General features: G+C 62.9%; 31 protein-coding genes and 2 tRNA genes. 17 read left to right on the plus strand and 16 right to left on the minus strand.

Features of this window, described 5'->3' with window-relative positions; all coding sequences use genetic code 11:
- Nucleotides 1-27: 27 nt before the first annotated feature.
- Genes A4R29_RS09915 through purM form a run of 3 tightly spaced genes read right to left on the minus strand, consistent with a single transcriptional unit; the run spans nt 28 to nt 2,343 of the window.
- The gene (locus A4R29_RS09915) at nt 28-540 is read right to left on the minus strand and encodes a SixA phosphatase family protein (protein WP_063171819.1); all 513 of its coding nucleotides are present in this window, start codon (nt 538-540) and stop codon (nt 28-30) included.
- A 13-nt stretch (nt 541-553) separates the two neighbouring features.
- Nucleotides 554-1,267, minus strand: coding sequence for a phosphoribosylglycinamide formyltransferase (gene purN / locus A4R29_RS09920; RefSeq protein ID WP_024505064.1), 714 nt, complete (start codon nt 1,265-1,267; stop codon nt 554-556).
- On the minus strand, nt 1,264-2,343 hold the full coding sequence (gene purM, locus A4R29_RS09925; RefSeq protein WP_013532445.1) for a phosphoribosylformylglycinamidine cyclo-ligase: 1,080 nt from the start codon (nt 2,341-2,343) through the stop codon (nt 1,264-1,266). The genes purN and purM overlap by 4 nt, the downstream gene beginning before the upstream one ends.
- Nucleotides 2,344-2,581: 238 nt before the next feature.
- Here purM and A4R29_RS09930 point away from each other — a divergent pair, with 238 nt between their 5' ends.
- The 3 genes from A4R29_RS09930 to hdaA are packed head-to-tail and all read left to right on the plus strand — an operon-like array spanning nt 2,582 to nt 5,019.
- Nucleotides 2,582-3,109 (plus strand): CDP-alcohol phosphatidyltransferase family protein, encoded by a 528-nt coding sequence (locus A4R29_RS09930; protein WP_013532444.1) that lies wholly within the window; start codon nt 2,582-2,584, stop codon nt 3,107-3,109.
- Nucleotide 3,110: 1 nt separating this feature from the next.
- Complete coding sequence (locus A4R29_RS09935) at nt 3,111-4,313, plus strand: AI-2E family transporter (RefSeq protein ID WP_013532443.1); 1,203 nt, start codon at nt 3,111-3,113, stop codon at nt 4,311-4,313.
- Between the two features lies 1 nt (nt 4,314).
- The gene (gene hdaA / locus A4R29_RS09940) at nt 4,315-5,019 is read left to right on the plus strand and encodes a DnaA regulatory inactivator HdaA (protein WP_013532442.1); all 705 of its coding nucleotides are present in this window, start codon (nt 4,315-4,317) and stop codon (nt 5,017-5,019) included.
- Between the two features lie 15 nt (nt 5,020-5,034).
- On the opposite strand, the gene A4R29_RS09945 is transcribed toward hdaA, so the two are convergent.
- Entirely contained in the window at nt 5,035-5,316 is a 282-nt protein-coding gene (locus A4R29_RS09945; RefSeq protein WP_013532441.1) for a hypothetical protein, read from the minus strand.
- A 96-nt stretch (nt 5,317-5,412) separates the two neighbouring features.
- Nucleotides 5,413-5,489: transfer RNA gene (locus A4R29_RS09950), tRNA-Pro, on the minus strand.
- Between the two features lie 140 nt (nt 5,490-5,629).
- On the opposite strand from A4R29_RS09950, the gene A4R29_RS09955 reads away from it, so the two are divergent.
- Complete coding sequence (locus A4R29_RS09955) at nt 5,630-5,935, plus strand: ETC complex I subunit (RefSeq protein WP_013532440.1); 306 nt, start codon at nt 5,630-5,632, stop codon at nt 5,933-5,935.
- A 47-nt stretch (nt 5,936-5,982) separates the two neighbouring features.
- Nucleotides 5,983-6,059: transfer RNA gene (locus A4R29_RS09960), tRNA-Arg, on the plus strand.
- 86 nt (nt 6,060-6,145) lie between these two features.
- On the opposite strand, the gene A4R29_RS09965 is transcribed toward A4R29_RS09960, so the two are convergent.
- The 3 genes from A4R29_RS09965 to A4R29_RS09970 are packed head-to-tail and all read right to left on the minus strand — an operon-like array spanning nt 6,146 to nt 6,996.
- A complete protein-coding gene (locus A4R29_RS09965; protein ID WP_063171820.1) occupies nt 6,146-6,430 on the minus strand; it encodes a hypothetical protein in 285 nt (94 codons plus the stop codon).
- 39 nt (nt 6,431-6,469) lie between these two features.
- Complete coding sequence (locus A4R29_RS32965; protein ID WP_081714406.1) at nt 6,470-6,751, minus strand: helix-turn-helix domain-containing protein; 282 nt, start codon at nt 6,749-6,751, stop codon at nt 6,470-6,472.
- A complete protein-coding gene (locus A4R29_RS09970) occupies nt 6,748-6,996 on the minus strand; it encodes a hypothetical protein (protein WP_063173633.1) in 249 nt (82 codons plus the stop codon). The genes A4R29_RS32965 and A4R29_RS09970 overlap by 4 nt, the downstream gene beginning before the upstream one ends.
- A 245-nt stretch (nt 6,997-7,241) precedes the next feature.
- Between A4R29_RS09970 and A4R29_RS09975 the strand changes: the two genes are divergently transcribed.
- The 4 genes from A4R29_RS09975 (at nt 7,242) to A4R29_RS09990 (ending at nt 11,138) form a co-directional block, all read left to right on the plus strand.
- On the plus strand, nt 7,242-7,463 hold the full coding sequence (locus A4R29_RS09975) for a hypothetical protein (protein WP_024505020.1): 222 nt from the start codon (nt 7,242-7,244) through the stop codon (nt 7,461-7,463).
- A gap of 257 nt (nt 7,464-7,720) precedes the next feature.
- Complete coding sequence (locus tag A4R29_RS09980) at nt 7,721-8,509, plus strand: GGDEF domain-containing protein (protein WP_013532435.1); 789 nt, start codon at nt 7,721-7,723, stop codon at nt 8,507-8,509.
- Nucleotides 8,510-8,796: 287 nt separating this feature from the next.
- Nucleotides 8,797-9,759 carry a glycosyltransferase family 4 protein gene (locus A4R29_RS09985; RefSeq protein ID WP_027163336.1) on the plus strand — a complete coding sequence of 321 codons (963 nt, stop codon included), beginning with the start codon at nt 8,797-8,799 and terminating at the stop codon, nt 9,757-9,759.
- Between the two features lie 152 nt (nt 9,760-9,911).
- The gene (locus A4R29_RS09990) at nt 9,912-11,138 is read left to right on the plus strand and encodes an anion transporter (protein WP_027163335.1); all 1,227 of its coding nucleotides are present in this window, start codon (nt 9,912-9,914) and stop codon (nt 11,136-11,138) included.
- Between the two features lie 80 nt (nt 11,139-11,218).
- Here the strand turns inward: A4R29_RS09990 and A4R29_RS09995 are convergent, their stop codons facing one another.
- Entirely contained in the window at nt 11,219-11,806 is a 588-nt protein-coding gene (locus A4R29_RS09995; RefSeq protein ID WP_024505017.1) for a TetR/AcrR family transcriptional regulator, read from the minus strand.
- 88 nt (nt 11,807-11,894) lie between these two features.
- Between A4R29_RS09995 and A4R29_RS10000 the strand changes: the two genes are divergently transcribed.
- Nucleotides 11,895-12,725 carry a crotonase/enoyl-CoA hydratase family protein gene (locus A4R29_RS10000; protein WP_032809389.1) on the plus strand — a complete coding sequence of 277 codons (831 nt, stop codon included), beginning with the start codon at nt 11,895-11,897 and terminating at the stop codon, nt 12,723-12,725.
- A gap of 111 nt (nt 12,726-12,836) precedes the next feature.
- Here the strand turns inward: A4R29_RS10000 and A4R29_RS10005 are convergent, their stop codons facing one another.
- From A4R29_RS10005 to A4R29_RS10025, 5 genes are all read right to left on the minus strand, one after another.
- Complete coding sequence (locus tag A4R29_RS10005; RefSeq protein WP_027163334.1) at nt 12,837-13,145, minus strand: cupredoxin domain-containing protein; 309 nt, start codon at nt 13,143-13,145, stop codon at nt 12,837-12,839.
- Nucleotides 13,146-13,156: 11 nt separating this feature from the next.
- Complete coding sequence (locus A4R29_RS10010) at nt 13,157-13,681, minus strand: DUF4142 domain-containing protein (RefSeq protein ID WP_063171821.1); 525 nt, start codon at nt 13,679-13,681, stop codon at nt 13,157-13,159.
- A 117-nt stretch (nt 13,682-13,798) separates the two neighbouring features.
- Nucleotides 13,799-14,473: an RNA polymerase sigma factor gene (locus A4R29_RS10015; protein WP_013532428.1), complete on the minus strand. Its 675-nt coding sequence runs from the start codon at nt 14,471-14,473 to the stop codon at nt 13,799-13,801.
- Between the two features lie 132 nt (nt 14,474-14,605).
- Nucleotides 14,606-15,667, minus strand: a complete 1,062-nt coding sequence (locus A4R29_RS10020) for an HPP family protein (protein ID WP_013532427.1) — start codon at nt 15,665-15,667, stop codon at nt 14,606-14,608.
- Between the two features lie 130 nt (nt 15,668-15,797).
- Complete coding sequence (locus tag A4R29_RS10025; RefSeq protein ID WP_063171822.1) at nt 15,798-16,979, minus strand: cystathionine beta-lyase; 1,182 nt, start codon at nt 16,977-16,979, stop codon at nt 15,798-15,800.
- Nucleotides 16,980-17,434: 455 nt separating this feature from the next.
- On the opposite strand from A4R29_RS10025, the gene A4R29_RS10030 reads away from it, so the two are divergent.
- The 7 genes from A4R29_RS10030 (at nt 17,435) to A4R29_RS10060 (ending at nt 24,513) form a co-directional block, all read left to right on the plus strand.
- Entirely contained in the window at nt 17,435-18,070 is a 636-nt protein-coding gene (locus A4R29_RS10030) for a DUF1326 domain-containing protein (protein ID WP_013532425.1), read from the plus strand.
- Nucleotides 18,071-18,079: 9 nt separating this feature from the next.
- Nucleotides 18,080-18,955 carry a DUF2182 domain-containing protein gene (locus tag A4R29_RS10035; RefSeq protein ID WP_013532424.1) on the plus strand — a complete coding sequence of 292 codons (876 nt, stop codon included), beginning with the start codon at nt 18,080-18,082 and terminating at the stop codon, nt 18,953-18,955.
- Between the two features lie 443 nt (nt 18,956-19,398).
- Nucleotides 19,399-20,427: an amino acid ABC transporter substrate-binding protein gene (locus A4R29_RS10040; protein WP_024505009.1), complete on the plus strand. Its 1,029-nt coding sequence runs from the start codon at nt 19,399-19,401 to the stop codon at nt 20,425-20,427.
- 63 nt (nt 20,428-20,490) lie between these two features.
- Nucleotides 20,491-21,678, plus strand: coding sequence for an amino acid ABC transporter permease (locus A4R29_RS10045; RefSeq protein WP_063171823.1), 1,188 nt, complete (start codon nt 20,491-20,493; stop codon nt 21,676-21,678).
- 9 nt (nt 21,679-21,687) lie between these two features.
- A complete protein-coding gene (locus A4R29_RS10050) occupies nt 21,688-22,845 on the plus strand; it encodes an amino acid ABC transporter permease (RefSeq protein WP_013532421.1) in 1,158 nt (385 codons plus the stop codon).
- A 138-nt stretch (nt 22,846-22,983) separates the two neighbouring features.
- The gene (locus A4R29_RS10055; RefSeq protein WP_031213892.1) at nt 22,984-23,733 is read left to right on the plus strand and encodes an amino acid ABC transporter ATP-binding protein; all 750 of its coding nucleotides are present in this window, start codon (nt 22,984-22,986) and stop codon (nt 23,731-23,733) included.
- Between the two features lie 111 nt (nt 23,734-23,844).
- Nucleotides 23,845-24,513 carry a TIGR02117 family protein gene (locus A4R29_RS10060; RefSeq protein ID WP_027163330.1) on the plus strand — a complete coding sequence of 223 codons (669 nt, stop codon included), beginning with the start codon at nt 23,845-23,847 and terminating at the stop codon, nt 24,511-24,513.
- A gap of 74 nt (nt 24,514-24,587) precedes the next feature.
- Here A4R29_RS10060 and A4R29_RS10065 read toward each other — a convergent pair whose 3' ends face one another.
- Together A4R29_RS10065 and A4R29_RS10070 are read right to left on the minus strand one after the other, a co-directional pair.
- Nucleotides 24,588-25,829 carry an FAD-dependent monooxygenase gene (locus A4R29_RS10065; RefSeq protein ID WP_063171824.1) on the minus strand — a complete coding sequence of 414 codons (1,242 nt, stop codon included), beginning with the start codon at nt 25,827-25,829 and terminating at the stop codon, nt 24,588-24,590.
- 19 nt (nt 25,830-25,848) lie between these two features.
- The gene (locus A4R29_RS10070; RefSeq protein ID WP_013532417.1) at nt 25,849-26,094 is read right to left on the minus strand and encodes a zinc-finger domain-containing protein; all 246 of its coding nucleotides are present in this window, start codon (nt 26,092-26,094) and stop codon (nt 25,849-25,851) included.
- Nucleotides 26,095-26,258: the final 164 nt, after the last annotated feature.

The following is a 26,258-nucleotide window of genomic DNA, read 5'->3' on the forward strand; positions in this document are numbered from 1 at the left end:
CTTGGCCTGCCGCACCTGCCATGGACACTAGCCGCCCAGGTCCTTCGGCCGCAAGCAATGTGTCAGCCGGGCGGGGGATACGCCGAACCAATCGCCTTCGAAGACCACCCGGGCCAAGGCTGCCGTCGGGAATTTTTCCTCAAGTCTCGCGATCGCCTTGGCGTCCGACCCCGGCCCGGCAAGCTGTCTGGCCAACTGCTCCAGGCCCGGATTGTGGCCAATTACCAGCAAGCTGCCGCTTGAAGCGTCGGTTTGACCAATCTGGCTCAGAATGTCCGCCGCTGAAGCATCGTACAGCGCCTTGAGGAATGCGACCTGGGGCGGGACGGGCAATTCCGCCGCCACCAGCCGCCAGGTGTCGCGGGTGCGCAGCGCCGCCGACACCAGCGCCAGGTCCGGCAGCCAGCCGCGCGCCGCAAGCTCGCGCCCCATCAACCGGGCTGCCTTCACTCCGCGTTCGGCCAAGGGCCGGTCGAAATCATCGAGATCAGGGTCGTCCCAGCTGGATTTGGCGTGACGAAGCAGGAGAAGCTGTTTCATCGCCGCTCTAAGCTCAAGGCGTGATGCGCGCCAGATGCTCGAGGTCGGCTTCCTCGCGCAGCGGATCCGGGGCCATCACCACCGAGGTGCCGTTGTCGGCATCGTCGGCAAAGTGGGCAAGCACGGTGCGGCCGGCCTCCATGCGCGCCTTGCCTTCGGCGACCAGCCCCAGCGCCAGCGGATAGAGCCGGTGTTCGGTCTTCAGCACGCGGGCTGCCAATGTATCGGCGGTGTCGCCGACCATCACCGGCACGGCTGCCTGTGCGATGATCGGGCCGTCATCCATCTCGGAGGTGACGAAGTGCACGGTGCAGCCATGGATGCGGATGCCGGCGGCCAGCGCGCGCGCATGGGTGTCGAGCCCCTTGAAGGCCGGCAGCAGGGCAGGGTGGATATTGATCATGCGGCCCTGCCATTTCTGGACGAAGCCGGGGCTAAGGATGCGCATATAGCCGGCCAGCGCCACGATCTCGGCGTTGAAGGCGGTAAGGGCCGCGTCGATGGCGGCGTCATGCGCCTGCTTGCTGCCGTGGTCGGCACGCGAGACGACCTGCGTGGCGATACCGCGCGCCCTGGCGATGCCGAGCCCGGCGGCATCCGCCTTATCGGAAATGACACCGACGATCTCGGCCGGGAACGACGGGTCGCTGGCCGCGGCAATCAGCGCGGTCATGTTGGAGCCGCGTCCCGAGATCAGGACAACGGTGCGTTTCCTCTGCGCGCTCATAGGCCGATCGAACCCCGATAGATGACGCCTGCGTCGCGGCGCGGCACGATGCGGCCGATCGGCGTCACCGTCTCGCCGGCTTCCTGTAGCACGGCCGCGACCTGCGCTGCCTGGCCGGACGCGACCGCCAGGATCATGCCGATGCCGCAATTGAAGGTGCGCATCATTTCTTCCGGCGCCACGCCGCCGGTCTTGGCCAGCCACGAAAACACGGGAGGAACGTCGATCGCCTCGAGGTCGAGCTCGGCCGAAAAATCCTTGGGCAGCACGCGTGGAATGTTTTCCGGGAAGCCGCCGCCGGTGATGTGGGCGAGCGCCTTGATACCATGCGTGTTGCGGATCGCCTTGAGAATCGACTTGACGTAGATGCGGGTCGGCTCGAGCAGTGCTTCGGCCAGAGTGGCCTCGTCGTTGAACGGTGCCGGATCGCTCCACGACAGACCGCTGACGGCGACGATGCGGCGCACCAGCGAATAGCCGTTCGAGTGCAGGCCGGAGGAAGCCAGGCCCAGCAGCACGTCGCCTTCGACAATGTCATCGGTGGGCAGCAATTGGCCGCGTTCGGCGGCACCCACCGCAAAGCCGGCGAGGTCGTAGTCGTTGCCGTGATACATGCCGGGCATCTCGGCGGTCTCGCCGCCGATCAGCGCGCAGCCGGCCTGGCGGCAGCCCTCGGCAATGCCGCCGACGATCGCGGCACCCTGGTCGGGATCGAGCTTGCCGGTGGCGAAATAATCGAGGAAGAACAGCGGTTCAGCACCTTGCACGACGATGTCGTTGACGCACATGGCGACGAGGTCGATGCCGATCGTGTCGTGCTTGCCGGCATCGATGGCGATCTTGAGCTTGGTGCCGACGCCGTCATTGGCCGCCACCAGCACCGGATCGGTAAACCCGGCCGCCTTGAGGTCGAACAGGCCGCCGAAACCGCCGATCTCGCCATCGGCGCCCGGCCGGCGCGTCGCGCGCACCAGCGGCTTGATCTTCTCGACCATGAGATTGCCGGCATCGATATCGACACCGGCCTCGGCATAGGTGAGCCCGTTCTTGCGCTTGTTCACGTCGCGCTTGCTCATTTCTGGTGCCCGTTCAGCAATTTTCCTTGTCGCGGGCTCTTCGCATGAACGGTTTCTGTCCGCAAGGATAACGGCCATCTCGGCCTACAAAACCGTGGACAGCGCGCACGTACAGGCGCTCGTGATTGGCGAAAGCCAAGCTGAAGGCCGCTCCCGTGCGGGGAGATCGGCAGCTCCTCCCTTGTTGCCACCCGCCATCTTCATCATCTATCTCCGACCAAGAGGAGGTGCCAGGCATTTGACCATCCCCAACCTGATCACCATCCTGCGCCTTGTCCTGGTGCCGGCGGTGGTGCTGGCGATGCTGCAGGCGCGCTGGGACTGGGCTTTTGCCGGGTTCCTCGTCGCCGGCATTTCGGACGGCGTCGATGGCTTCATCGCCCGCCGTTTCAATCAGCAGTCCACGCTCGGCGCCTATCTCGATCCGATCGCCGACAAGCTGCTGCTGGTTTCGGTGTTCGTGGTCATGGGCCTCATCGGGCAATTGCCGCTGTGGCTGGTCGTCACCATGGTGTCGCGCGACGCGTTGATCGTCTGCGCGGTCCTGCTGTCCGCCGTCATGGCCCATCCGGTCGAGATGAAACCGCTTTTCGTGTCGAAGGCCAACACCGCCATCCAGATCGTGCTGGCGGCGGTTGTGCTGGGTGAGCTTGCCCTGTCGGTTCATCTCGACCCGCTGAGGCCGGTTCTCATATTGCTGTCCGGGGTCTTGACCGTGGCTTCGGCCGCAGCCTATCTCGTGACTTGGCTGAGGCACATGAGCTGACATGACGAAGGCTCCACTCCGGACATCCGAGACAGAAGCGGCGGCGATCGAGGCCGCGGCCGCCGACATCGCCGCGTCCGCGACCTTTCGCCGCCAGATCTTCTTCTGGCTGGCCGGCGCCGCGCTGCTGGCGCTTTTCCTCTATGTCTTCAGCGCCATCCTGCTGCCCTTCGTCGCCGGCATGGTGCTTGCCTATTTCCTCGATCCCGTTGCCGACCGGCTGCAGCGGCTCGGCCTGTCGCGTTTCATGGCGACGGTGGTCATCCTCATCACCTTCCTCATCGTGCTGGTCCTGGCCTTTGTCATCCTCATTCCGGTTCTGGCCACGCAGATGGCCGATTTCGCCGGCAAATTGCCGGAATATCTGACCCGGCTGCAAAGCCTGATCACCTCGTTCGATCCGAAATGGCTGGAGCAGAAGTTCGGCGTCAACGCCAATAGCTTGCGCGACGGGCTGAATTCGCTGCTGACCTCCGGCTTCGGTTTTGTCACCACCGTCTTCACCTCGCTGTGGAGTTCCGGCATGGCGCTGGTTTCTGTGGTCAGCCTGTTCGTGGTGACACCGGTGGTCGCCTTCTACATGCTGCTCGACTGGGACCGCATGGTGGCGGTCATCGACGGCTGGGTGCCACGCGACAACGTCCAGACCGTGCGCGCCATCGCACGGGACATCAACACCGCCACGGCAGGCTTCGTGCGTGGCCAGGGCACGCTGTGCCTGGTGCTGGGCGCCATGTATGCCACCGGGCTGACGCTGACCGGACTGAACTTCGGCATCCTCATCGGCCTGTTCGCCGGGCTGATTTCCTTCATCCCCTATGTCGGCTCGCTGACCGGGCTGGTGCTGGCCGTGGGCGTCGCCTTCGTCCAGTTCTGGCCGGACTGGACGATGATCGTCGCGGTCGCGGTCGTCTTCTTCATCGGCCAGTTCATCGAGGGCAACATCCTGCAGCCGCGGCTGGTCGGCAAGAGCGTCGGCCTGCACCCGGTATGGCTGATGTTTTCGCTGTTTGCCTTCGGCGCGCTGTTCGGCTTCGTCGGCTTGTTGATCGCGGTGCCGGCTTCGGCCGCCGTCGCCGTGCTGGTGCGGTTCGCAATAGCCCGCTATCTCGAATCGCCGCTCTACAAGGGCCGCGGCGCGGCACCTGTGCCGCAGCTTCCGGCCGATCGCGGCGGCGGCCACCGCACGCAACCGCGTCGCTGAAGTGACTGCCCAGCCAACCGACCCGCCGCGCCAGTTGCCGCTCGACCTCGGCCATGGCACCGGCTATTCGCGTGACGAACTCGTCGTCTCCGGCACCAACAACCAGGCGGTTGCGCTGGTCGACCGCTGGCCGGACTGGCCATCGCCGGTGGTGGTGCTGGCCGGTCCCGCGGGTTCTGGCAAGACGCATCTGGCCTCGATCTGGCGCGCGCGTGCCAATGCGGCGGCGGTCGACGCCAGGCGCATCGGCGACAGCATCGCCAATCTCGGCGCGCGGCCGGCGCTGATCGACGATGTCGATACCGGGACGGTTGACGAACAAGGCCTGTTCCATCTGATCAATGCGGTGCGTGGTGCCGGCTCGCAACTGCTTCTGACGGCGCGCCGCTTTCCCTCGGCCTGGGGTGTTGGCCTGCCTGATCTTGCCTCGCGGCTGAAGGCGGCTGCGACAGTCGAAATTCATGAGCCCGACGATCTCCTGCTGGCAGGCGTCATCACAAAACTTTTCGCCGACCGTCAGATCGAGGTCGAACCGCATGTCGTGCAATATCTGGTCCGCCGGATCGAGCGCTCGCTGGCGACAGCGATGCGCGTGGTGGAGCGGCTCGACCGGACCGCGCTCGAACGCAAGACGCCGATCACCAGGGCGCTGGCAGCCGAAACCGTCAGCGCCATGGATGAAGGGCAGGGCGAGTTCGAGATCTAGCCTGAGAGGCCGGTCTCAGAGCCACATTCTGGCGAAATGACGGACTGCGAGATAGACGGCAGAGTGAGCGGCGATATAGCCGGCGGCGACCAGCACAAACATCCCGATACTGACACGCCAGGAGCGGGAGACCACGGCGCCCGGGGCCTGCCTCGCCTGTCTGCGGCTTTCACGGTTGTTCCACATCGCCAGTGCGGCGCAGGCAATTGCCCACGTCACCATGACCGGAACCGTTATGCCGGCGTAGGCAAAGTAGGCCGGTCCGAAAAGCGACACCCAGGCATCGATTCCAAGCATCTGACCCCCTGTTTGCCGAACCGCGGCGCCGGACACACGGCCGGAGCCGCAGCAAGTGAACCGTATGGCTGCGCCGGGCATTGGGCTGTGAGGGGATGGTCGGAGTGGAGAGATTCGAACTCCCGACCCTCTGGTCCCAAACCAGATGCGCTACCAGGCTGCGCTACACTCCGAACGGTCTGTTGCCTATTCATTTCGGTGGTGCATGGCAAGTGCAAAAACCTGCGAGAGCAAAAACCTTGCCGCCGTGCGCATTGCGCAGTAATGACGGGCGAAGGGTAGCGATGCTGCCTTGCACAACAACGAGGTGGCCATGTCCGCGCGCATTTTCAGCCCAGCCAAAACCGCGATGCAGTCCGGCAAGGCCAAGACCGGTTACTGGGTGCTGGAATTCGATCCCGAGTCGCGCAAGAAGATCGACCCGCTGATGGGCTATACGACGTCGGCAGACATGAGAAGCCAGATCAGGCTTAGCTTCGACACGCGCGAAGAGGCGGTCGCCTACGCCGAAAAGCAAGGGCTCGCTTTCCGCGTCGAAGAGCCGAAAGAGACCAAGCGCCGCCAGATTTCCTATGCGGAGAATTTCCGCTATGACCGCAGGACGCCCTGGACGCATTGAACGGCGCCCGGCGCCAGAATATCCAGCCGGCCCAAGGGCCGGCCAGCGGTCCCGTAGCTCAGCTGGATAGAGCACCGGCCTTCTAAGCCGATGGTCACAGGTTCGAATCCTGTCGGGATCGCCAAAGCCTTTCGGTCCGTTCCGGACACATAGGTTACGGTTTATACCGGAGACACGGGCTTTCAGAGAGCGGTATCAGGTCTCGTGCGCTCAGACCGCTGCCGCTAGAAGCAGCGTTACCCCCAGGACCGTCGACGCATAGATCGTCGCTAGGAGCACGATCGGCCGAGGATACTCGGTGGGTGTTGCGAGGCTGGTAATGTCGGGACCCCGAAACGTTTCGGTGCCGGGCGACGGGACGTCGGCGGCGGTGGCAGCGTTGTCATTGCAAGCGCGCAGCACAGAAAGGCGCTGGGTTATATCCGCGGCGATCAGAGGATCGTCCGCCACCAATCTCGACCAGTCCGAAACAATGCCGATTTCATGTTGTGACATCGCGCGCCTCCCTTTTGCGGTCTAACAGCGATATCTAAATTATGTTCCACTAATAGTTTCGCGAGGCGGACCGCTCTTTGTCACTGCGGTCTTCTGATCGATGAAAACCACGCCCGCTGCCTCCAAGCCTCGACGGATGGCAGCCAGCTTGGCGGGACTGGGAATCCTTCGCCCGCTCTCAAAACTGCCAATCGTTCCTTCGCTGAGGCCGCACTTCGCGGCGAGTCGCACCTGCGACCACTTCAGGATCGCTCGTGCAGCTCTGCACTGCTGGGGTGTAAGGGGTTGTATCCCTGAGACGGTGGCGCTTCGCTTGTTCACATCCTGACGGTCCTTCGCTTCGGCGGGACACGGCTTTGCACCACGCGCACCTTGTCCAGATCCACCGTGACTATTGGCCCGAGCGACACCGTGACCTTGTCGCCGTCGATCCGCGAAACGTCCCCGGGCAATTCCATCTGCTGGCCCCTGGTCAGCCTGGTTGCCGGATCAATGACCGAATGCGGAAGACCGGGGATCGACACGCTGACGCGGTCCTTCGTGACGCGCTTCAGCACCGTCGCCATGACCGCCACCTCGTCGCCGACTTTATTGCCATGCTCTGATTCTGGGGCGGCATCCGCCGGCGTCAAGGATTAGCTGCGTCTGATATAGAAAAGTCCGCGGGCGTGGCTCGGCGCCAGCGTATTATTTCGTTACTCGGCCTTTTCGGAACCTTCCCGCGCACGGCGCGTTCGGCCCGCTGTATTCGCGGACCCTCATATAAAAGTGGACAGGCGGGAGGCAAACAAGGGTGGGGAGGAGTGTTGCCATGTCGAAGCGAGAAATAGGGATATCTTCGGCCCTCGATCGGCGCATTGCCGATCTCAGGGCCAGGATGCAGGACGCCCGGATCACGGAATACGAAATGAAGACCTTTCAAAAAGTGGCTTCAGCCATGGGAGGCGACGGAGGCTCCCTGCGTCTCGATGCCGACGACCTGATCGCGGCATCCTTTGTCGTCGATGCGCTGGGTGAATCGACGCTCAACTGACGACGAGCGATCTGGCTTCGCGCGCCGTTTTGCCCTTGCCCGGCCGGCAATTGGCCCACGCCTTCAAGCTCTGAACAGGATGGTTGCTTTCCAGCGGCCGTCCTGTGGCGTCTGCGCAAGCGTCTGTCGCAAGTCATAGGCAGGGGCTGGTTGGCCGGTGGATTTGATTCCGCCGCCGACATCGAATTGGAGGGAAAGTCTTATCAATTTGTTTGTGTTGGTGCGTCATAGTAGCGACGGCTAACGGAGTGGACGCGATGAAGCTCGATCTGTCGCCGACGAGCTGGGGCAGGGTGATCGCTGTCACGGCAGTCGGTACGGCATTCTTCATTGCCGTGGCGTTCTTCGTCGATTCCTTCAATTTTCCCTATCTTTCGCCCGAGGCCGTGTGGCGGGCGCAGATGACCGACCTGATGCTGCCTTTGGTGCTGGGCGGCTCGTTTCTGTTTTTCCTGATGTGGAAGATTCGCCAGCTGGCCATCGCGCAGCGCGATCTCAGCGTCATCGCCGCGACCGACAGTCTGACGGCGGTGCTGAACCGTGGCGCCTTCTCGATGCTGGTCGAAGCCTATCTCGAGCAGACCCGCAAGCAGGAGCAGACCCGTTCGGGGGCGCTGCTGATCATCGACGCCGACCACTTCAAGTCGATCAATGACCGCCTGGGCCATGATTGCGGCGATCAGGCCCTCAAACTGATAGCGCAGGCGATCAAGGGGCAACTGCGTGGCAGCGATATCGTCGGCCGCATCGGCGGCGAAGAATTCGGCGTGTTTCTGCCCGGCGTGGATCCCTCGCAATCCTGGGTGGTTGCCGAAAGCATCCGCCGGCGTATCAGGGAGATGGAATTCTCACCCGGCGGCAGGCCTTGTCCGCTTTCCGTCAGCATCGGCGGCACAAGCTTTACCGGCCCGATCACCTATGAGGAAATCTTCTCCGCTGCCGACAGAAGGCTTTACACGGCCAAGTCGAACGGACGCGATCAAGTCAGCTTCGATCCGGCCGGAACGTCTCCGGCGCCTGCGCCCGGCGTCGCCACCGTGCATTGATGACAGAACTTGCAGAAGGCTGATCGGGAAGCTCTCGAAACAGACGCTCCCTCTATGCGTTCAAACACTTACGACCATCCGCAAGGAATCAGATCCTTACGGATAGCATGCCGGCTCGATGGGGCATGGACTGCAACCGCTTGCCGGTATACTCCCCCGCGTTAGCGATGTTTCGTTGTCGGCAGAAACGGTTTTGACTCCTGAGTTTCCAAGCGTTCCGGTCGACATGCGATCATGATTTTGATGCTGGCGAACAATGCGGAAACGATTGGGTAAACACAGTTATTATGATCCATTTGTTCAACGGCTTTCAGGATCCTTTCGGCGGCAGTGACCTCAAGACGTTGGAACTTTATCGGCTGTTGAGCGCCGATTCGGAGGTGCGCCTTTGGGCTGCGTCATCGAGGGCTTCAGATGAATTAATGCGGCAATTCCCGATACGCCGTATTTCCCCGCTTACGCGAAAAGTTCCGGATGGCGGCACTTACGTCTTTCTCGGGGCGCATTGGCGCAACAAGGTGTGGCCTTACCTGATCCCACGGCCGCGCCGGCTGATTTACGACTTCAACACCCTTCATCCGAAGGTTCTCAACCTCACCACGCGCATGCCTCGGAGCTTGGGATGGCCCGCCGCCGAGATAGTGGTTGTTTCCGACTTCCAGAAGCGATTGCTCCAAATCGACGGCACCGTGCACCCGTCTCCGATCGAGATCGAACGTTTTTCATCACGACGTCTGGGTTCGGATCGTCCCTTCACCGTCGGACGCTTGAGCCGCGATGGGCCGGGCAAACACCATCCCGCTGACATACCCCTCTACGAGACATTGCTGGCCGAAGGCACAGCCTTGCGGATTCAGGGGGGGATAGGGCTCAAGGACAGCCTCATGCCGCATCCGCAGCTCGAACTGTTGCCACCCGGCCAATTCTCCGCCGAAGAGTTTCTGCAGACGCTCGACGTGTTTTATTATCGCACCGGTTGGCATGTGGAAACCTTCGGTCGCGTCGTGTTCGAGGCGATGGCCTGCGGGTTGCCCGTGGTCTGCCATTCCCATGGCGGCTATTCCGACCACATCAGGCATGGCGAAAACGGTTTCTTGTTCGAAACGACGCAGCAGGCGGCGCGCATCCTGGCCGATCTCAAAGCCGACCCGGCGCTGCGGGCGGCAGTGGGCCTCAAGGCACGGCAGACCGTCGAGCAGATCTATTCTTCCCAAGCTGTGCGACAGAGGCTGGATTTCTATCTGCGTTAGCTGCACGTCATCCCTTGGGCCATGGGACATCCTTGGCGCAACAACATGCCCGCTGTCATCGATCTCGACATCGCGCTAAAGCAGGCACGCAAAGCGGACGAATGGGGCCGACAGCCAGCGGCGTGCCACAGACTGGGCAGGACTTCTTATCGATGACATTGATGGGCGCGGCGGCACTGCTGATCCTGATCCTGACTTACGCCGGTGTCGCCATTGGCCGCATCCCCGGCCTGCGCCTCGACCGGGCAGGGATCGCGCTTCTCGGCGGGGCCGCGATGATCGCCATCGGCGCGCTCAGCATGGAGGATGCGTACCGGGCGATCAATTTCGACACCATCACGCTTCTGCTCGGCATGATGATCGTGGTGGCGCATTTAAAAGTGTCGGGCGCCTTTCGTGGCCTTGGCGCCGTCGCCATCGAGCACGCGCATGCGCCCTTCATGCTCTTGGTGATGGTGACGCTGCTGACCGGCGTGTTGTCCGCCTTCCTGGTCAACGACGCCATCTGTCTCGTCATGGCGCCGATCGTCGTCCACGTCACCCGCGTGATCAAGCGCAACCCGATCCCCTATCTGATCGCCACCGCCACCGCGTCGAATTGCGGCAGCGTCGCAACCATCACCGGCAATCCGCAAAACATGGTCATCGGTGCACTGTCGGGCATTTCCTATCCGGCCTTTTCGGCAGCGCTGGCTCCGGTCGCCCTGTTCGGCCTCGTCGCGGTCGTTGTCATCATCCGTATTGTCTTCCGGGCCGAATTCGCCCGCACCGTCCAACTGACGCCCGAGGTCTCGCGTGGCCGCATGCACAAGGGGCAGGTGCTGAAGGCGGTGGTGGTCTGCATCGGGCTGGCAATTGCCTTCTTCGCCGGCGTGCCCGTCGCCAAGGCAGCACTCATCGGCGGCGCCATCCTCTTGCTCACCCGGGCCATCAAGCCGGAGCGCATCTACCGCGAGATCGACGGTCCGCTGCTGTTCATGTTCGCCGGTCTGTTCGTGGTCGTCGCCGGCGCCGAAAAGACGCTTCTTTCGCCAGACATGATCGCTTCGGCCAGGAATCTCGGGCTGGACGACGTCTGGCGGCTGTCCGGCTTCACCGCGGTGCTTTCCAACATCATGAGCAATGTTCCGGCCGTGCTGGCGCTGCGGCCCTTCATACCCGGCCTCGAAAGCCCCGAGCGCGCCTGGCTGGTCGTCGCCATGAGCTCGACGCTGGCCGGCAATTTCACGCTGCTGGGTTCGGTCGCCAACCTGATCGTCGCCGAACAGGCACGCGCCGCCGGCACGACGCTGTCGTTCGGCGCTTTTTTCAAGGTCGGCTTGCCTTTGACGCTGATAACGCTGGCCGCCGGCACCGCATGGCTGGCTTTCGGTTTCTAATGCATGTCGTTGCCCCAAAAGTGGCCCCGGTTTTAGGGCAACGACATGCATAAAACCAAAGGCTTAAAGCGCGTCGCGCTTTAGACCTGGCTGCCTGAAAGTCGCGCCCGCACCAGCGTCGCCGCGGCGCGTCCGGCCGCTTCGATGTAATCGGGGTTGCGGTGGATCAGCATGATCGAAAAGCAGCCGTCGATCAAAAGCACGATCTCGCGCCCCAGGGTTTGCGGCTCCGCGACGCCATGGTCCGACAGGGCGCCGGCCAGCCATGTTTCGAAATTCAGCTTGTGCCGCGCGCCGACCTTGACCGCCGGATGTCCGGGCATCGAGGCGAGTTCGGCGGCCGTGCGCAGGAAGCCGCATCCCTTCCATTTCGGATGGCGAGCGGACCTCGCCAGATTGGTGAAGATCGCCTCGACCTTGCGATCCGCGCCGCCTTCGGCAGCCTCGAACCAGCCGGCCATCCGCTTCAGATTGGGTTGGTCGCGGCCGTCCAGATAGGCCGCGATCAGGTCGTCCTTGCTCTTGAAATGGTAGTAGAGCGTGCGCTTGGTGAGACCCGCTTCCTCGGCAACGGCATCGACGCTGACACGACCGATTCCTTCTGCATAGAAGAGTCTGGTCGCGGCATCGACAATGCGTTTGCGGGTAGGGCTCTGCGTGTCGGGCATAAGCCTATGTATACCGACTAGTGAATATACACAAGCGACAAAGGGCATAGTCTTCCTTCCATCAGCATGATGGAGAAGGAAGAGCCAAATGACAGATCTTGTCCTTAGCGAAACCCGGGATGGGATTGCCATCCTCACCCTCAACCGGCCGGAGAAACTCAACGCGCTGAACTATGCCCTGATCGACCGCCTGCTTGCGGTCCTTGACGACATGGAAGTCGATGACGGCGTCCGAGCGGTCATTCTGACCGGAGCAGGGGAGCGGGCGTTTTCGGCGGGGGGCGACATTCACGAGTTCTCGGCCAGCGTGGCGCTTGGCGTCGGTGTCGCGATGCGGGATTTCGTCATGCGCGGGCAGCGGCTGACGGCGAGGCTGGAAGCCTACCGCAAACCCATCATCGCCGCCGTCAACGGCATTGCCTTTGGTGGCGGCTGCGAAATCACCGAGGCCGTACCGCTCGCTATCGCCAGTGACCGCGCTTTGTTCGCCAAGCCGGAAATCAACCTCGCAATGCCGCCGACCTTTGGTGGAACCCAGCGCTTGCCGAGGCTCGCGGGGCGCAAGCGGGCGCTCGAACTGCTGTTGACCGGCGACTGGTTTGCGCCGCCGCGGGCGCTTGAACTGGGTCTCGTCAACGAGGTTGTGCCGCATGCCGAGTTGATGCCGGCGGCATTTGATCTGGCCAGGCGTATCCTGCGGCACTCCGATCTGGCGATTGCCGGCATCCTCACGGCAGTGGCGCGCGGCCTCAACCAGAGCATCGCCGAAGGTTTGCTGGTCGAGGCCGAGCAGTTTGCGCGGATGGCCCCGACCGCTGATCTGCGCGAAGGGCTGAATGCCTGGATTGCACGCCGCGAGCCGGGCTATGACGGCTCGTGGACACATATCGCGCGTCCCGACGAGGCCAGGCGAGCCTGAAGCGGGTCGCTTGAATTCCTCAGGCGACCCGCTTCAGGTCTTTGTTTTCATGCGTGTCGTTCTCCCAAAACCGAGGTCACTTTTGGGCGACATGCACTCGTCGGAGCTGGATCAGGGCGCCACCACCAAACGGCCCTTCATGTTGGGGTGAAAGCGGCAGAAGTAGTCGACCGGTCCCGCCGTCTTCAAAGTCAGGCTTGCGGATTTCTTCGGCGGGATCATCACTTCCCAGCCGCCTTTCACGGTGGCCGTGTGGGCGAACACATCCTTGTTCACCCACTCGATCGTGTCGCCGACCTTTGCCTCGACGGTGGCCGGAGAGAACACCAGCCTGTCGATGGTGACCTGGATGGTTTCGGCTTGCGCCGGCACGATCCCGACGGCGAGCGTCAACGCAATCCACAGATGGCGGTTCTGCATGCTCCCGGTCCTTACTTGAGCATGCCGGCGACGTGTTCGGCGTGCTGCTCATGGCCCTGGAATATCTTCAGGCCGGTTTCCAGCAGGCTTTTCAGCTCGGCATTCTGCGCCGACGGGATCAAAAGGGTTTCGAGCGCGCCGTTGACCTGCTTGTGATAGGCGACCTCATTGTCGACATAGGCCTTGTCGAAGGCAGCGCCGTGGAGTTTGTCGAGCTTGGCCCGCTCCTCCGTCGCAGCTTTGGTCAGCGCCTTGCTGGTGGGGTTGTCTTCCGGGGTGACCTTGAGCTTCTTGACCAGGTCGAGCGCCTGAATATTTACAGCCTCGTGATCGCGGACCATGTCCTTGGCGAAATCGACAACCTCCTTGTTCTTCGATTTGTCGATGGCCAGCTTGGCCGCTTCGATGTCGATGACCCCGGCCGTGTAGGCGATATGGGCGATCTGCGGATCGGTCGGCTTGTCGGCGGCTTGTGCGAACGGGGCGGTGCCGAGCAGCAGCAGGGCGGCGAGGGCAGCAGTGTGTCGGATAGACATGGCATCTCCTTCGCCGGGACGCTGAAATCGTCCCGGACAGTGTTTTTCGGTTGACGGTCATTGGATGCTGGTCAGCGGCAAACGTTCCCGCTGAAATGAACTGAAATCCGCTGAGGCTCAGCTTTCCAGCCCGAGCCGTCGCATCACGGCGCTGGTCAGTCGTTCGCAACGCCGGCCGGCGAAGGGGAAGGCGTCGAGCAGCACCGGCCCGATCTGGTCGTCCAGCGCCTTGCGGACAAGGGCGCGGGCGCGGTGCAGCCTTGTCTTGACGGTTTGCGGCCGCACGCCGAGGAGGTCGGCGGTCTCTTCGATGCTCAGCCCCTCGATCACCCGCGCCACGAACACCGTCCGGTAGACGTCGGGAAGGCTGTCGGTGGCCTGTTCGACCAGTTGGAGGATCTGCCGTTGCGCCATTGTCCGTTCCGGATCGTCGCTGGGATTGAGGGGAAACCGGATGATCTCGGCTTGCGGATTTTCCGGCAGCGCCACCGTTTTGCGCCTTTTGCGCAGCCGGCCGAGCGCCTCGTTGATGACGATGCGCGATAGCCATGTGGCGAGCGAGGAGTCGCCGCGAAACGCATCGAGATGGGCGAAAGCCTTGACGTAGGCCTCCTGCACGATGTCCTCGGCCTCGCTGTCATTGCGCACGACGCCGCGCGCGATCCGGTAAAGCCGCTGATTGTGTGTCTTGATGATGGTGCGGAAGGCGTCGCCGTCGCGCGCCAGCGCGCGGTGCACAAGCTGCATCTCCCCTGGCACAGCGGAAGGCACGGCCGTCAACACAGCAGGCATGGCAAGTTTCCTCAACCCAATCTCCGAACCAGGATCTCGATTGGGAGATTGGACGCTGTCGCCGGCAAAAGGTTCCCGAAGATTTTCTGCCGGGTCCGGCGGCCGCTACACTACAGTGCGAGCGAAGGCTTGTCAGGCAGCCTGCAGGCGCGCCGTGGCCGCCAACAGATCGGTCTGGGTGATCAGCCCGAGAATCCGCTTGTCGTCGTCGACGATGATGACCGCATGGCTGCGGCCGTCGGTGAGGACGGGCAGCAGACCCATGGCGGCGACGCCGGCGGCGGCTGTTGCCGCGGGCGTTAAGACGGATCCAACCGTCCCCGAGGCCTGGGTGAGTTCGCGCAACCCCACCGTGCCTGCCAGCCTGGCTTCCGCATTGACGACCGGCAAGGTGCGGATGTTGTGGTCAAGCAGCAATTGGCGCGCCGCCTCGGTGGAGGTGTGAGCATCGACCGAGATCACATCGCGCGACATGATGTCCTCGCACAGAAGGGTCTTGTGCGCGCGCACCATCGCCTGCAATTCGACCTGCCGCAGCAGCCGGTCGAGATCGTTGCGATCGATATCGAACGTCTCGTCGAGTGCGCCAAGCGCGGCATCGATGTCTTCCGACCGAAAGCCCACGCGCAGCTGCGCCGGCAGATCGCCGGTGCCGTGGCTGTTTGCCGGCGCCGCAACCGGCACATGCGGATAATTGCGCCGGGCCAGCCTGTGGAAGCCGTAGCCGAGCGCCACCAGCAGGATCGAGTTCAGCGCCACCGGCACGAATGGAAACAGGAAGCCGGCGCTGATCACGGCAGGCCCTCCCAGCACCGCGGTCAGCGCGGCCGCTCCGCCCGGCGGATGCAGGCAGCGCGTGAACGACATGGCGGCGATGGCCAGTGCCACCGCGATGCCGCTGGCAAGGGCGGTTTCGTGGATGAAATGCGCCACGATCACGCCGACCAGTGCCGATATCGTGTTGCCGCCGATGATCGACCATGGCTGTGCCAGCGGACTGGCGGGCACGGCGAACAGCAGCACCGCCGACGCCCCCATCGGCGCCACCAGCAGCGGCACGTGCGGGCCGTTGCCGAGCACAAGGCTGGCGATCACACCGGTGAGTGCAATGCCGATCGTCGCGCCGATACAGGCGACGAGACGCTCGCGCAGCGTCGCGCCGGCAAGAATGGGAACAAAAAGGCGGAAAGCCATGGGGTCGAAAACTCTGCCGATATTCCAGGGGAAGTCGAAAATGTGCTGATCGCACCGCAATGACGCGGCATCGTTGAATTTGAAAGCCAAACTGATCCGGGAAACTGCAATTTGAGGGAATAGAATTCCGCTACGCAGCCGCCGCCGCGGTCAGGCCGCGCGAAATGTCGGCCTTCAGGTCGTCGACGTCCTCGAGGCCGATCTGCAGGCGGATCAATGGACCCTCATAGGGGGCCTTCGCGACAACGCGGTCGCCGAGCCAGACCGGCACGGCAAGGCTCTCATAGCCGCCCCAGGAATAGCCGAGGCCGAAGATTTGCAGCGCGTCGAGAAAGGCGTGCTGCTGCTTTTGTCCGCCGCCGGCAAGCACGATGGAAAAGATGCCGCTCGATCCGGAGAAGTCCCGCTTCCACAGTTCGTGGTCCGGGTGGCTGGGCAGGGCCGGGTGGAGCACGCGCGCCACGCCCTTCTGGCCTTCGAGCCAGGAGGCGATGGCAAGCGTGCTGCGCTGATGGTGTTCGAGGCGCACGCCCATGCTGCGCAGGCCGCGCAGCACCTGGTAGACGTCGTCGGGCCCGGCGCAGCAGCCAAGCGTGCAGAAGCTTTCATAAAGATGCGTCCAGCAGCTCTCATTGGCCGACACCGTGCCAAGCAGCACGTCGGAATGGCCGGCCGGGTATTTGGTCGCCGCATGGATCGAGATGTCGACACCGTGGTCGAGGGGGCGGAAATACAGTGGCGTCGCCCAGGTATTGTCCATCATGATGATGGCGCCCGCGGCGTGCGCCGCCTTGGCGATGGCTGGGATGTCCTGCACCTCGAAGGTGTTGGAGGCCGGTGATTCCGTGAACACCACCTTGGTGTTGGGCTTGATCAACGCCGCGATGCCGGCGCCGACATGGGGGGCGTAGTACTCGACCTCGACGCCCAGCCGCTTCAGCATCGTGTCGGCGAAGTTGCGGGTCGGATGATAGACGGTATCGACGATCAGCAGATGGTCGCCGGCCGACACGAAGGCGAGCAGCGGTACCGTCACCGCCGCAAGGCCCGACGGCACCAGGATCGTGCCTGCCGAACCTTCCAGCGCGTCTATGGCGTGGGCGAGCGCATCGGTCGTCGGCGTGCCGCGCGTGCCGTAAGTGTATTTCTGGGTGCGAGCCGCCATTGACGCCGCGTCGCGAAAAAGCACGGTCGAGGCATGCACCACCGGCGGATTGACGAAGCCGAAATAGTCGTGCGGATTGTTGCCCGAATGGGCAAGCCGCGTGTTGATGCCCATCCCGCCGCTAAAGTGCTCGCCGTCTTTCGCCATTCTGCGTCGCCTTGTTTGACAAGCCGCTAGCCATAGTGCGGCGGCATGGACCGTGCAACAGCCACCGTCCGCCAGGAGATGGACTTCGAATATGCCAATTCGTCGCGGCAAAAACAGCGATGCGGGGACAGGATATCAAAACGAAAAACCCGCCTGTGCGGCGGGTCATCGGCGCAAATCAGCACCATGGACGAAAATGTATCATAGCTGAGGGCAGGCTGTCAAGAAAAAATTCCTATCGCGAAAAGGCGGTCTTTGATTGACCTGCGTTCGGAGCCCTCATCTCCGCCGATCGGCTATTGTGGGCGGCTGCGGAAGGTATATGATTGTCGGCTAATATTAATCGCCGGATTGCTTCGATCAGATGCTGCCGGATGGTTGCTGCCGGTTGACCTCTGGTCCTCCACGATCCGGATCGCGCTCACCAAGCGTGAGCGCGGCAAGGGAGGAATGCCATGCCGGACGTCAAATGGGCCATGAAGGCGCGCGAATTCATCAACTGCAACTGCGCCTATGGCTGCCCGTGCCAGTTCAACGCCATGCCGACATACGGGTTCTGCCAGGCGGTCGCCGGCATGGAAATCGAAAGCGGCCATCACGGCGACACCAAGCTCGACGGATTGCGGTTCGTCGGGATTTTCAGCTGGCCCGGCGCCATACACCAGGGCGGAGGCGAAGCCGCGGTGATCATCGACGAGAGGGCGACGGAAGCCCAACGTGGCGCGCTGCTTCGCATATTGGGCGGTCTGGATACCGAACCGGGTGCAACGATATTCCAGGTCTTTTCGACCACGCTGGAGAAGTTCCACGACCCGATCTTTGCGCCGATCGAATTCAACATCGACGTCGACGCGCGAACCAGTCAGCTGCATGTCGAGGGTATAACCGACGGTCGTGGCGAGCCGATCCGGAATCCGGTCACCGGCGCTGCCCACCAGGCGCGCATCGACCTGCCGCACGGCTTCGAATACGCGATCGCCGAGGTCGGGCGCGGCTGGACAAAGGCGACGGGCCCGATCAAGTTCGAGCTGGCCGATACGCACAGCCATTTCGCCAATCTGCATCTCACGCAGAGCGGCATCGTGCATTGACCTGATCCAATGGGCGACACGGCCCTCGAGGCGGTGCTGCGGCGCGATCGCGCGGTCGTGATGGCCGCGCTCGTGGTGATTGCCGTGCTCGCCTGGGCCTATGTGCTGTGGCTCGCCACCGACATGGTCATGCCCGGCTCCGCCTTGCCGGACAGCGGAGGCGGTGACATGGCCGGAATGGACATGTCGAATATGGACGGGTCGAACATGGGTATGGGCGGCATGGATATGGGCGCCGCCGTGGCGCCAGGCATCCGGGCCTGGGCATTGGCCGATTTCGCTTTCACCTTCACGATGTGGGCGGTGATGATGGTCGGCATGATGACGCCTTCGGTCGCACCGATGTTGCTGCTCTATGCCGGTGTCGGCCGCAAGGCGCGGGCGGATGGCAGGCCCATCGCTTCGACGGGATGGTTTTTTGCCGGCTACCTCGCCGTCTGGGCCGTCTTCAGCCTCGTGGCGACCGGTGCGCAATGGCTGCTCGCCCGTCTTGCCTTGCTCGACCCCTCGATGGCGACCGGCAGCGCGGTCCTCGGCGGCCTCGTCCTGATCGCCGCCGGTCTCTATCAATGGACGCCGATGAAGGGCGTCTGCCTGCGCCAATGTCAGGCCCCGATCGCGTTCCTGGCCGGCCATGGCGGATTCCGCTCCGCTCCGCTCGGCGCGCTCCGGCTGGGCATCGATCACGGCGCCTACTGTCTGGGGTGCTGCTGGGCGCTGATGGCCCTGCTGTTCGTCGGTGGCGTCATGAACGTGCTGTGGATCGCCGGCATCGCCATCCTCGTCCTGCTGGAGAAGACGGTGCCGACCGGGCAGCTGATTCCGCGCGTTTCAGGCGCGTTGATGGCTGGCATCGGGACCTGGATCGTCTTTCAAGCCTCTTGAGAACAGTCTTCGTCTGCGACCTGTATTGGACTGCAGCCGCCAGTAAATCGTCAGAAGACAATCTTGGGACATGGTAGTTCGCCCCACGCGGAGGTCAACAACCACGAGGTATTTGCCCGGGATGGATTTCGCTGCCGCGGCCGGTATCGGCCCCGCGTTGGCGTTGCATCAGCTTTGCCGCCTTTATTGGCCCCTGCTGACTAATTCGCGGGCGTGTTTGTCTGTAAATCAGGCATTTACGGCAATCGGTTTTCAAACTCTTCGGGTTTGGGTCATTTCCCTTGACCTCACAGGAATTATCGCCTTCGATGACATTTGTGAATGGGAGGCGGCGCGTCGGTTACGATGCGGGGTTTCGGGATGGGCCGGGATGAAGCCGCGTTCACACGGGAGAAAAAAATCAGGATTTACTCCTGAAAAACAGAGAAAAGGGTCTGTGGGTCATGAAACACATTGCTATCGGCATTCTAGGCGCCGCCACGCTTGGATTGATGGCGTCCGCCGCGTCGGCGGCCACGCTCGACACCGTCAAGGCGAAGGGCTTCATCCAGTGCGGCGTCTCCACCGGCCTGGCCGGCTTTTCGGCGCCGGACGACAAGGGTGACTGGCAAGGCATCGATGCGGATTTCTGCCGCGCTGTCGCGGCCGCCGTCTTCGGTGACGGCTCCAAGGTCAAGTTCACGCCGCTCAGCGCCAAGGAGCGGTTCACCGCGCTGCAGTCGGGCGAGATCGACATCCTGTCGCGCAACACCACCTGGACCATCAACCGCGATACGGCACTCGGCCTGAATTTCATCGGCGTCACCTATTATGACGGCCAGGGTTTCATGATCAACGCCAAGAAGCTGCCGGGCGTCAATTCGGCATTGCAGCTCTCGGGCGCAGCCGTCTGCGTGCAGAGCGGCACCACCACCGAGCTGAACCTCGCCGACTATTTCAAGGCCAACAAGATGGAGTACAATCCGGTCGTCTTCGAAAAGCTGGAAGAGGTCAACGCCGCCTATGATGCCGGCCGCTGCGACGTCTATACCACCGATCAGTCGGGCCTCTATGGCATCCGCCTGACGCTGGGATCGCCGGCCGACCATGTCGTGCTGCCCGAGATCATCTCCAAGGAGCCGCTCGGACCTGCCGTTCGCCAGGGCGACGACCAGTGGTACCACATCGTCAAATGGACCTATTTCGCGCTGCTGCAGGCTGAAGAGCTCGGCATCACCAAGGCCAATGTCGATGAGATGAAGAACTCGGCCAGCCCCGAGATCAAGCGCGTTCTCGGCCAGGAAGCCGACACCAAGATCGGTACCGATCTCGGCGTCTCCAATGACTGGGTGGTCAACATCGTCAAGGCCGTCGGCAATTATGGCGAAATGTTCGAGCGCAATGTCGGCTCGGGCAGCCCGCTGAAGATCGCGCGCGGCATCAACGCGCTGTGGACCAAGGGCGGCCTGCAATACGCGCCGCCGATCCGCTGATCGAAATGTGATCCGGGAGGCAGATCATCTGCCTCCCGGTTTCTCTTTCCAGGGGACGGTCGAATGGCATCGCAGGACGTACTTCGCGAGGAGCCCAGCCGCGGTTCCTTCATCAACGATCCGAAAATCCGGGGCATATTCTTCCAGCTGCTGGTCGTCGTGCTGCTGGTGGCGGGCGTCTGGTGGATTGCCCACAACGTCATCGACAACCTGACGCGGTTGCGCATCGCTTCAGGCTTCGGCTTCCTCAAGGGCCGCGCCGGCTTCGATATCAGCGAGAGCGCGATCGCCTATTCGTCGGATTCGACCTATGGCCGCGCCATTCTGGTCGGCCTCCTCAACACGGTCATCGTCGCCATCGTCGGCATCATCACCGCGACAATCATCGGCTTCGTCATCGGCATCGGCCGGCTCTCGAAGAACTGGCTGATCAGGAAGATCTGCACCGTCTATGTCGAGGTCTTCCGCAACATCCCGCCGCTGCTGGTCATCTTCTTCTGGTATTCCGGCGTGCTGGCCGTGCTGCCGGCGCCACGCGACAGCATCAATTTGCCGTTCGGCTCCTTTCTCAACCAGCGCGGTTTCTATTTTCCACGCGCCGTATGGGGCGACGGTTCATGGCTGATCTTCGTCGCCCTGCTCGTCGGCATCGCCATGGCGTGGTTCGTCGCGCGCAAGGCGCGGCAACGGCAGATGGCGACCGGCCAGCAATTTCCGGTGTTTTGGACATCCGCGGCGCTGATCGTCGGGCTGCCGCTGCTCGCCTATGCGCTGAGCGGCTTTCCCCTGAGCTTCGACTACCCCAAGCAGTCGACTTTCAACCTGACCGGCGGCTTTCAGGTCCGGCCGGAGTTCCTGTCGCTTTATCTGGCGCTGTCCTGCTATACCGCCGCCTTCATCGCCGAGATCGTGCGTGCCGGCATCAGGGGTGTCAGCGCCGGCCAGACGGAAGCCGCCGGTGCGTTGGGATTGCGGTCCGGATCGATCCTGCGGCTGGTCGTCGTGCCGCAGGCCATGCGCATCGTCATTCCGCCGCTGACCAGCCAGTATCTCAACCTGACCAAGAACTCGTCGCTGGCCATCGCCATCGGCTATCCGGACCTGACGGCGACCGCCGGGACAGTGCTGAACCAGACCGGCCAGGCCGTCGAGGGCGTGGTGATCATGATGGTGATCTATCTCGCCATCAGCCTTCTGACCTCGCTTGTGATGAACTGGTTCAACGCCAAGATGGCGCTGGTGGAGAGGTGAGGTAAGGACATGCAAGAACATGATATGTCCTGGGTGCGCACCGAAATGGTGCTGGCGCAGCCGGCGCCCGCCAGCGTCACCGGCCTCGGCGCATGGGTGCGCAAGAACCTGATCGCGTCTACCGGCGACACCATTTTGACAATCGTCGGCATCGCCCTGGTGGCGATGATCCTGCCGCAAATCATCAATTGGGCGTTCATCAACGCCGTGTGGACGGGGCCGGACCGGACCGTATGCGCCACGGTGGCGCAAGGCGGCATCCAGCCGGATGGCTGGACCGGCGCCTGCTGGGCTTTCGTCAATGCCAAGTTCGGCCAGTTCATGCTCGGCCGCTATCCCATCGAGGAGCGCTGGCGGCCGATCCTGGTCGCCATCCTGTTCGTGGCGCTGCTGGTGCCGATGCTGATGCCGAAGGTGCCACGCAAAGGGCTGAATGCGGTTCTGCTGTTCTTCGTGCTGCCGATCGTCGCCTTCGTCCTGCTGGTCGGCGGCATGTTCGGCCTGCCGCATGTCGAGACCTCGCTTTGGGGCGGGCTCTTGGTAACGCTCAGCCTGTCCTTCGTCGGCATTGCCGTGTCGCTGCCGCTCGGCATCGTGCTGGCGCTCGGCCGCCGTTCCAAGATGCCGATCATCAAGACGCTGTGCGTCGTCTTCATCGAGACGGTGCGCGGCATCCCGCTGATCACCGTGCTGTTCTTCGCCAGCGTCATGCTGCCGCTGTTCCTGCCGGAGGGCGTTTCGTTCGACAAGTTCCTGCGCGCTTTGATCGGCGTGTCGCTGTTTGCCGCCGCCTATATGGCCGAAGTGGTGCGCGGCGGCCTGCAGGCGATCCCCAAGGGCCAGTATGAAGGCGCCGATTCGCTCGGTCTCGGCTATTGGCAGAAGATGTATTTCATCGTCATGCCGCAGGCGCTGAAACTGGTCATCCCGGGCATCGTCAACACCTTCATCGGCATGTTCAAGGATACCAGCCTGGTCATCATCATTTCGATGTTCGACCTGCTCGGCATCGTCAAACAGAATTTTTCCGATGCAAACTGGGCAACCGCGCAGACGGCGAGGTCTGGCCTGATCTTCGCGGCCTTCGTCTTCTGGCTGTTCTGCTTCGGCATGTCGCGCTATTCAATGTACACCGAACGCCGGCTCGACACCGGCCACAAACGCTGAATGCATGTCGCCCAAAAGTGTATAGCGGTTTTGGGGTACGACAGGCATCATTACCAACAACAAAAGAACAAGGGGATCCCTCTCATGGCCACCGAAAATGCCGTCAGCGCCGAAGAGATCAAGGTCAACGCCGCCAAGATGCAGATTTCGACCACCGATGTCGCCATCGACATCATCGCCATGCACAAATGGTATGGCGAGTTCCATGTGCTGAAGGACATCAACCTGAAAGTGATGCGCGGCGAGCGCATCGTCATCTGCGGCCCCTCCGGCTCCGGCAAATCGACCATGATCCGCTGCATCAACCGCCTGGAGGAACACCAGAAGGGCAAGATCATCGTCGACGGTAAAGAATTGACCAACGATCTCAAGAAGATCGACGAGGTGCGCCGCGAGGTCGGCATGGTGTTCCAGCACTTCAACCTGTTCCCGCATCTGACCATCCTGGAGAACTGCACGCTGGCGCCGATCTGGGTGCGCAAGACGCCGAAGAAGCAGGCCGAGGAAATCGCCATGCATTTCCTCAAGCGCGTCAAGATCCCGGAACAGGCCAACAAATATCCCGGCCAGCTTTCCGGCGGCCAGCAGCAGCGTGTGGCGATTGCCCGCTCGCTGTGCATGAACCCGCGCATCATGCTGTTCGACGAGCCGACCTCGGCGCTCGATCCGGAGATGATCAAGGAAGTGCTGGAGACCATGGTTGGCCTTGCCGAAGAAGGCATGACCATGCTGTGCGTCACCCACGAGATGGGTTTTGCCCGCAAGGTCGCCAACCGGGTGATCTTCATGGACCAGGGCCAGATCGTCGAGCAGAACACGCCGGCCGAGTTCTTCGACCACCCGCGCCATGAGCGCACGAAGCTGTTCCTGTCGCAGATCCTGCACTAGGCTTTCGATGTTTGCGAGGAGCCCGGCTGAAACACTGCCGGGCTCTTTTGCGTATGGGATAACAGGCGACCGTTCCTGTCGCGCTGGAGCGCTTTTGCAGAGCCGCCTTTCATGAAGAGACTGGGACGTTTTCTAGGCCTTCTGTTGATTGTCGTCGCTCTCGCCGTGACGACGGGCACCCTCGTGCCGCGGCCGCTGTGGCCGGCGGCCGCCGCCATGCCCGCCGCGACGCGCCACATCCTGGTGCTGAACAATCCGATCCACACCGATATCGCCATCCCGGTCGACGATGCCGTGCGCCGGCGTTTCCACTTCCTGGTCGACGCCGGCATACCGGCCGACAGGCCGGAGGTCCGCTACATCGTCTTCGGCTGGGGCGGTCGCGCCTTCTACCTGGAGACGCCGACATGGTCCGAGCTGAAGGCGGTACCGGTGATGAAGGCACTGACCCTCGACGCGTCGGTCATGCATGTCGATGTCGCCGGTGACATCCTCGAACCGCGTCCTGACATCGCGGGGTTCGACATCACAGAGGACCGGTTCGCGGCGTTGCTCGATTTCATCGATGCGAGTTTCCAGCGCGGACCGGAAGGCCCGATCCTCGTTCCGGACGCGGCCTATTCCAGGTTCGACGGCTTCTACGAAGCCAACGGCCATTTCAACGCACTGATCGGCTGCAACACCTGGACGGCGGCCGCCTTGCGCACCGCAGGCCTGCGCACCGGCTGGTGGAACCCGCTGCCTGTATCGCTCGGGCTATCGATGCGGCTGTATAATTAGCGTGGGCATTCCGCGAATTGGCGAGTGTCGCGTTCCTTCACACCCCCCTCTGTCCCGCCAACCTTTCGCAGGTTTCAGCTTTCGTCAGCCTCCGGTGCCCGCCAGCCATAGAGCCAGTCCAAATCCGCCGCGAGTTTTTCCGACGAGCGCATTTTCAGGAACACGTTGCGCGCAATCGCCACCGGCCCTGCGGCATGCCAGGCCAGCCGGTTGACAGCGCCGCGTCGGGCGACCTGCGCGACACGCGGCCGCCGCGACTGCTCCCAAACCGCAAGCGCGGCCAGCGGGTCCGTAGGGGAGGCGTAGACGGCGTCGGCAAGCGTCGCCGCATCCTCGATCGCCATGGCCGCACCTTGCGCCGCGAATGGGGTCATCGCATGCGCGGCGTCGCCGATCAGCGCCATGCCGTTCGGTGTTGTCCAGGGCTGTTGCGGGTCGACAGTGTGGATCGGCCACGCGGTCCACGGGCCGGCCTGCTCGACCAGACGGGCAAGTTCTGCCGCAGTGCCGGCAAGAGCTCGGGTCAGGATCCCGGCGTCGGCGTTGCCGGACCAGCCCTCGGCAATGCGGTCGCCCCTGGTGAAGGCAGCGAGATTGAAGGCCGCACCCTTGCTGACGGGATAGGCCACCATATGGAAGCCGGGATGCAGGAAGGTGGTGACGCAGTCCCTGGCTCCGATGGCGGCAAAGCTCTGCCCCGCGGCGCTATCGGCTGCGATGGTCGCGCGCCAGGCCAGTTCGCCGGAGAAATGGTTTCTTGGCGAAGCCGACCCCTTGGCCGAGTCGACAAGTGCGCGCACCGACGACCAGACGCCATCGGCCCCGACCAGCAGGAAGCCCTCCGCCTCGATGGTCTTGCCGTCGATCTCGGCCGTCGCCGTGATGCCATGCGGGCCGGAGGCAACGTCGCCGATGCGCGCGCCGGTGGTGAGATGGATATCCGGCACCTCGGCAACGCGCGCGGTCAATGCGCTCTGCAGATCGGCCCTGTGCGCGACGAGATAGGGTGCTTGCCAGCGGGTTTCGGCGGCTTGCCCCAGCGGCACGCGCGCCAGTTCACGCAAGGTCGCGGCCTTCTTCAACACCACGGCTTGCGGCCGCACAGCTGCCGGCAGCAGCCGGTCGAGCACGCCGAGCTGGCGAAGGATGCGCGTCGCGTTTGGAGAGAGCTGGATGCCGGCGCCGGCAGCTTCCAGGCGCTGCGCCTGTTCGAACACCCGAACCGCGTAGCCGCGCGAGGCGAATGCAAGGGCTGCGGTCAATCCGGCGACACCGGCCCCGGCGACGACAATTTGCCGGGAACGCGTGTCGTTCATCGGGCTGGTCGCGAAAGTCTCAGGCGGCCTGTTCGATGTAGATGCATCCGGCCGGCAGCGTTTCCGTCGCCTTCAGCTTCGGCGAATAGCGGTAGAGCGTCGAGCAATAGGGACAGACTTTTTCATTGTCGTCGCCCATGTCCAGAAACACATGCGGGTGGTCGAAAGGCGGATTGGCGCCCGTGCACATGAATTCCTTCACGCCGATGTCGATTGCCGGATAGCCCGCATCGTTCTGAAAATGGGGAATGGAACCGCCTGCCATCGTCGTCTCCTTAACGCAGTCTCGTCTGCATCTGGATCATATCAGGCCTCTTTGCAAGTTCGATGAAATCAAACTGTCGCAAAAGCCTGTCAGAGGATAAGTTAAGCCGGTTAACCCATGGCCCGAAAACCGATTTCGGTTTTCGGGAGGGACCATGGGTCGCT

The organism is Mesorhizobium ciceri biovar biserrulae, assembly GCF_001618845.1.
Taxonomy (GTDB): Bacteria; Pseudomonadota; Alphaproteobacteria; order Rhizobiales; family Rhizobiaceae; genus Mesorhizobium; species Mesorhizobium ciceri.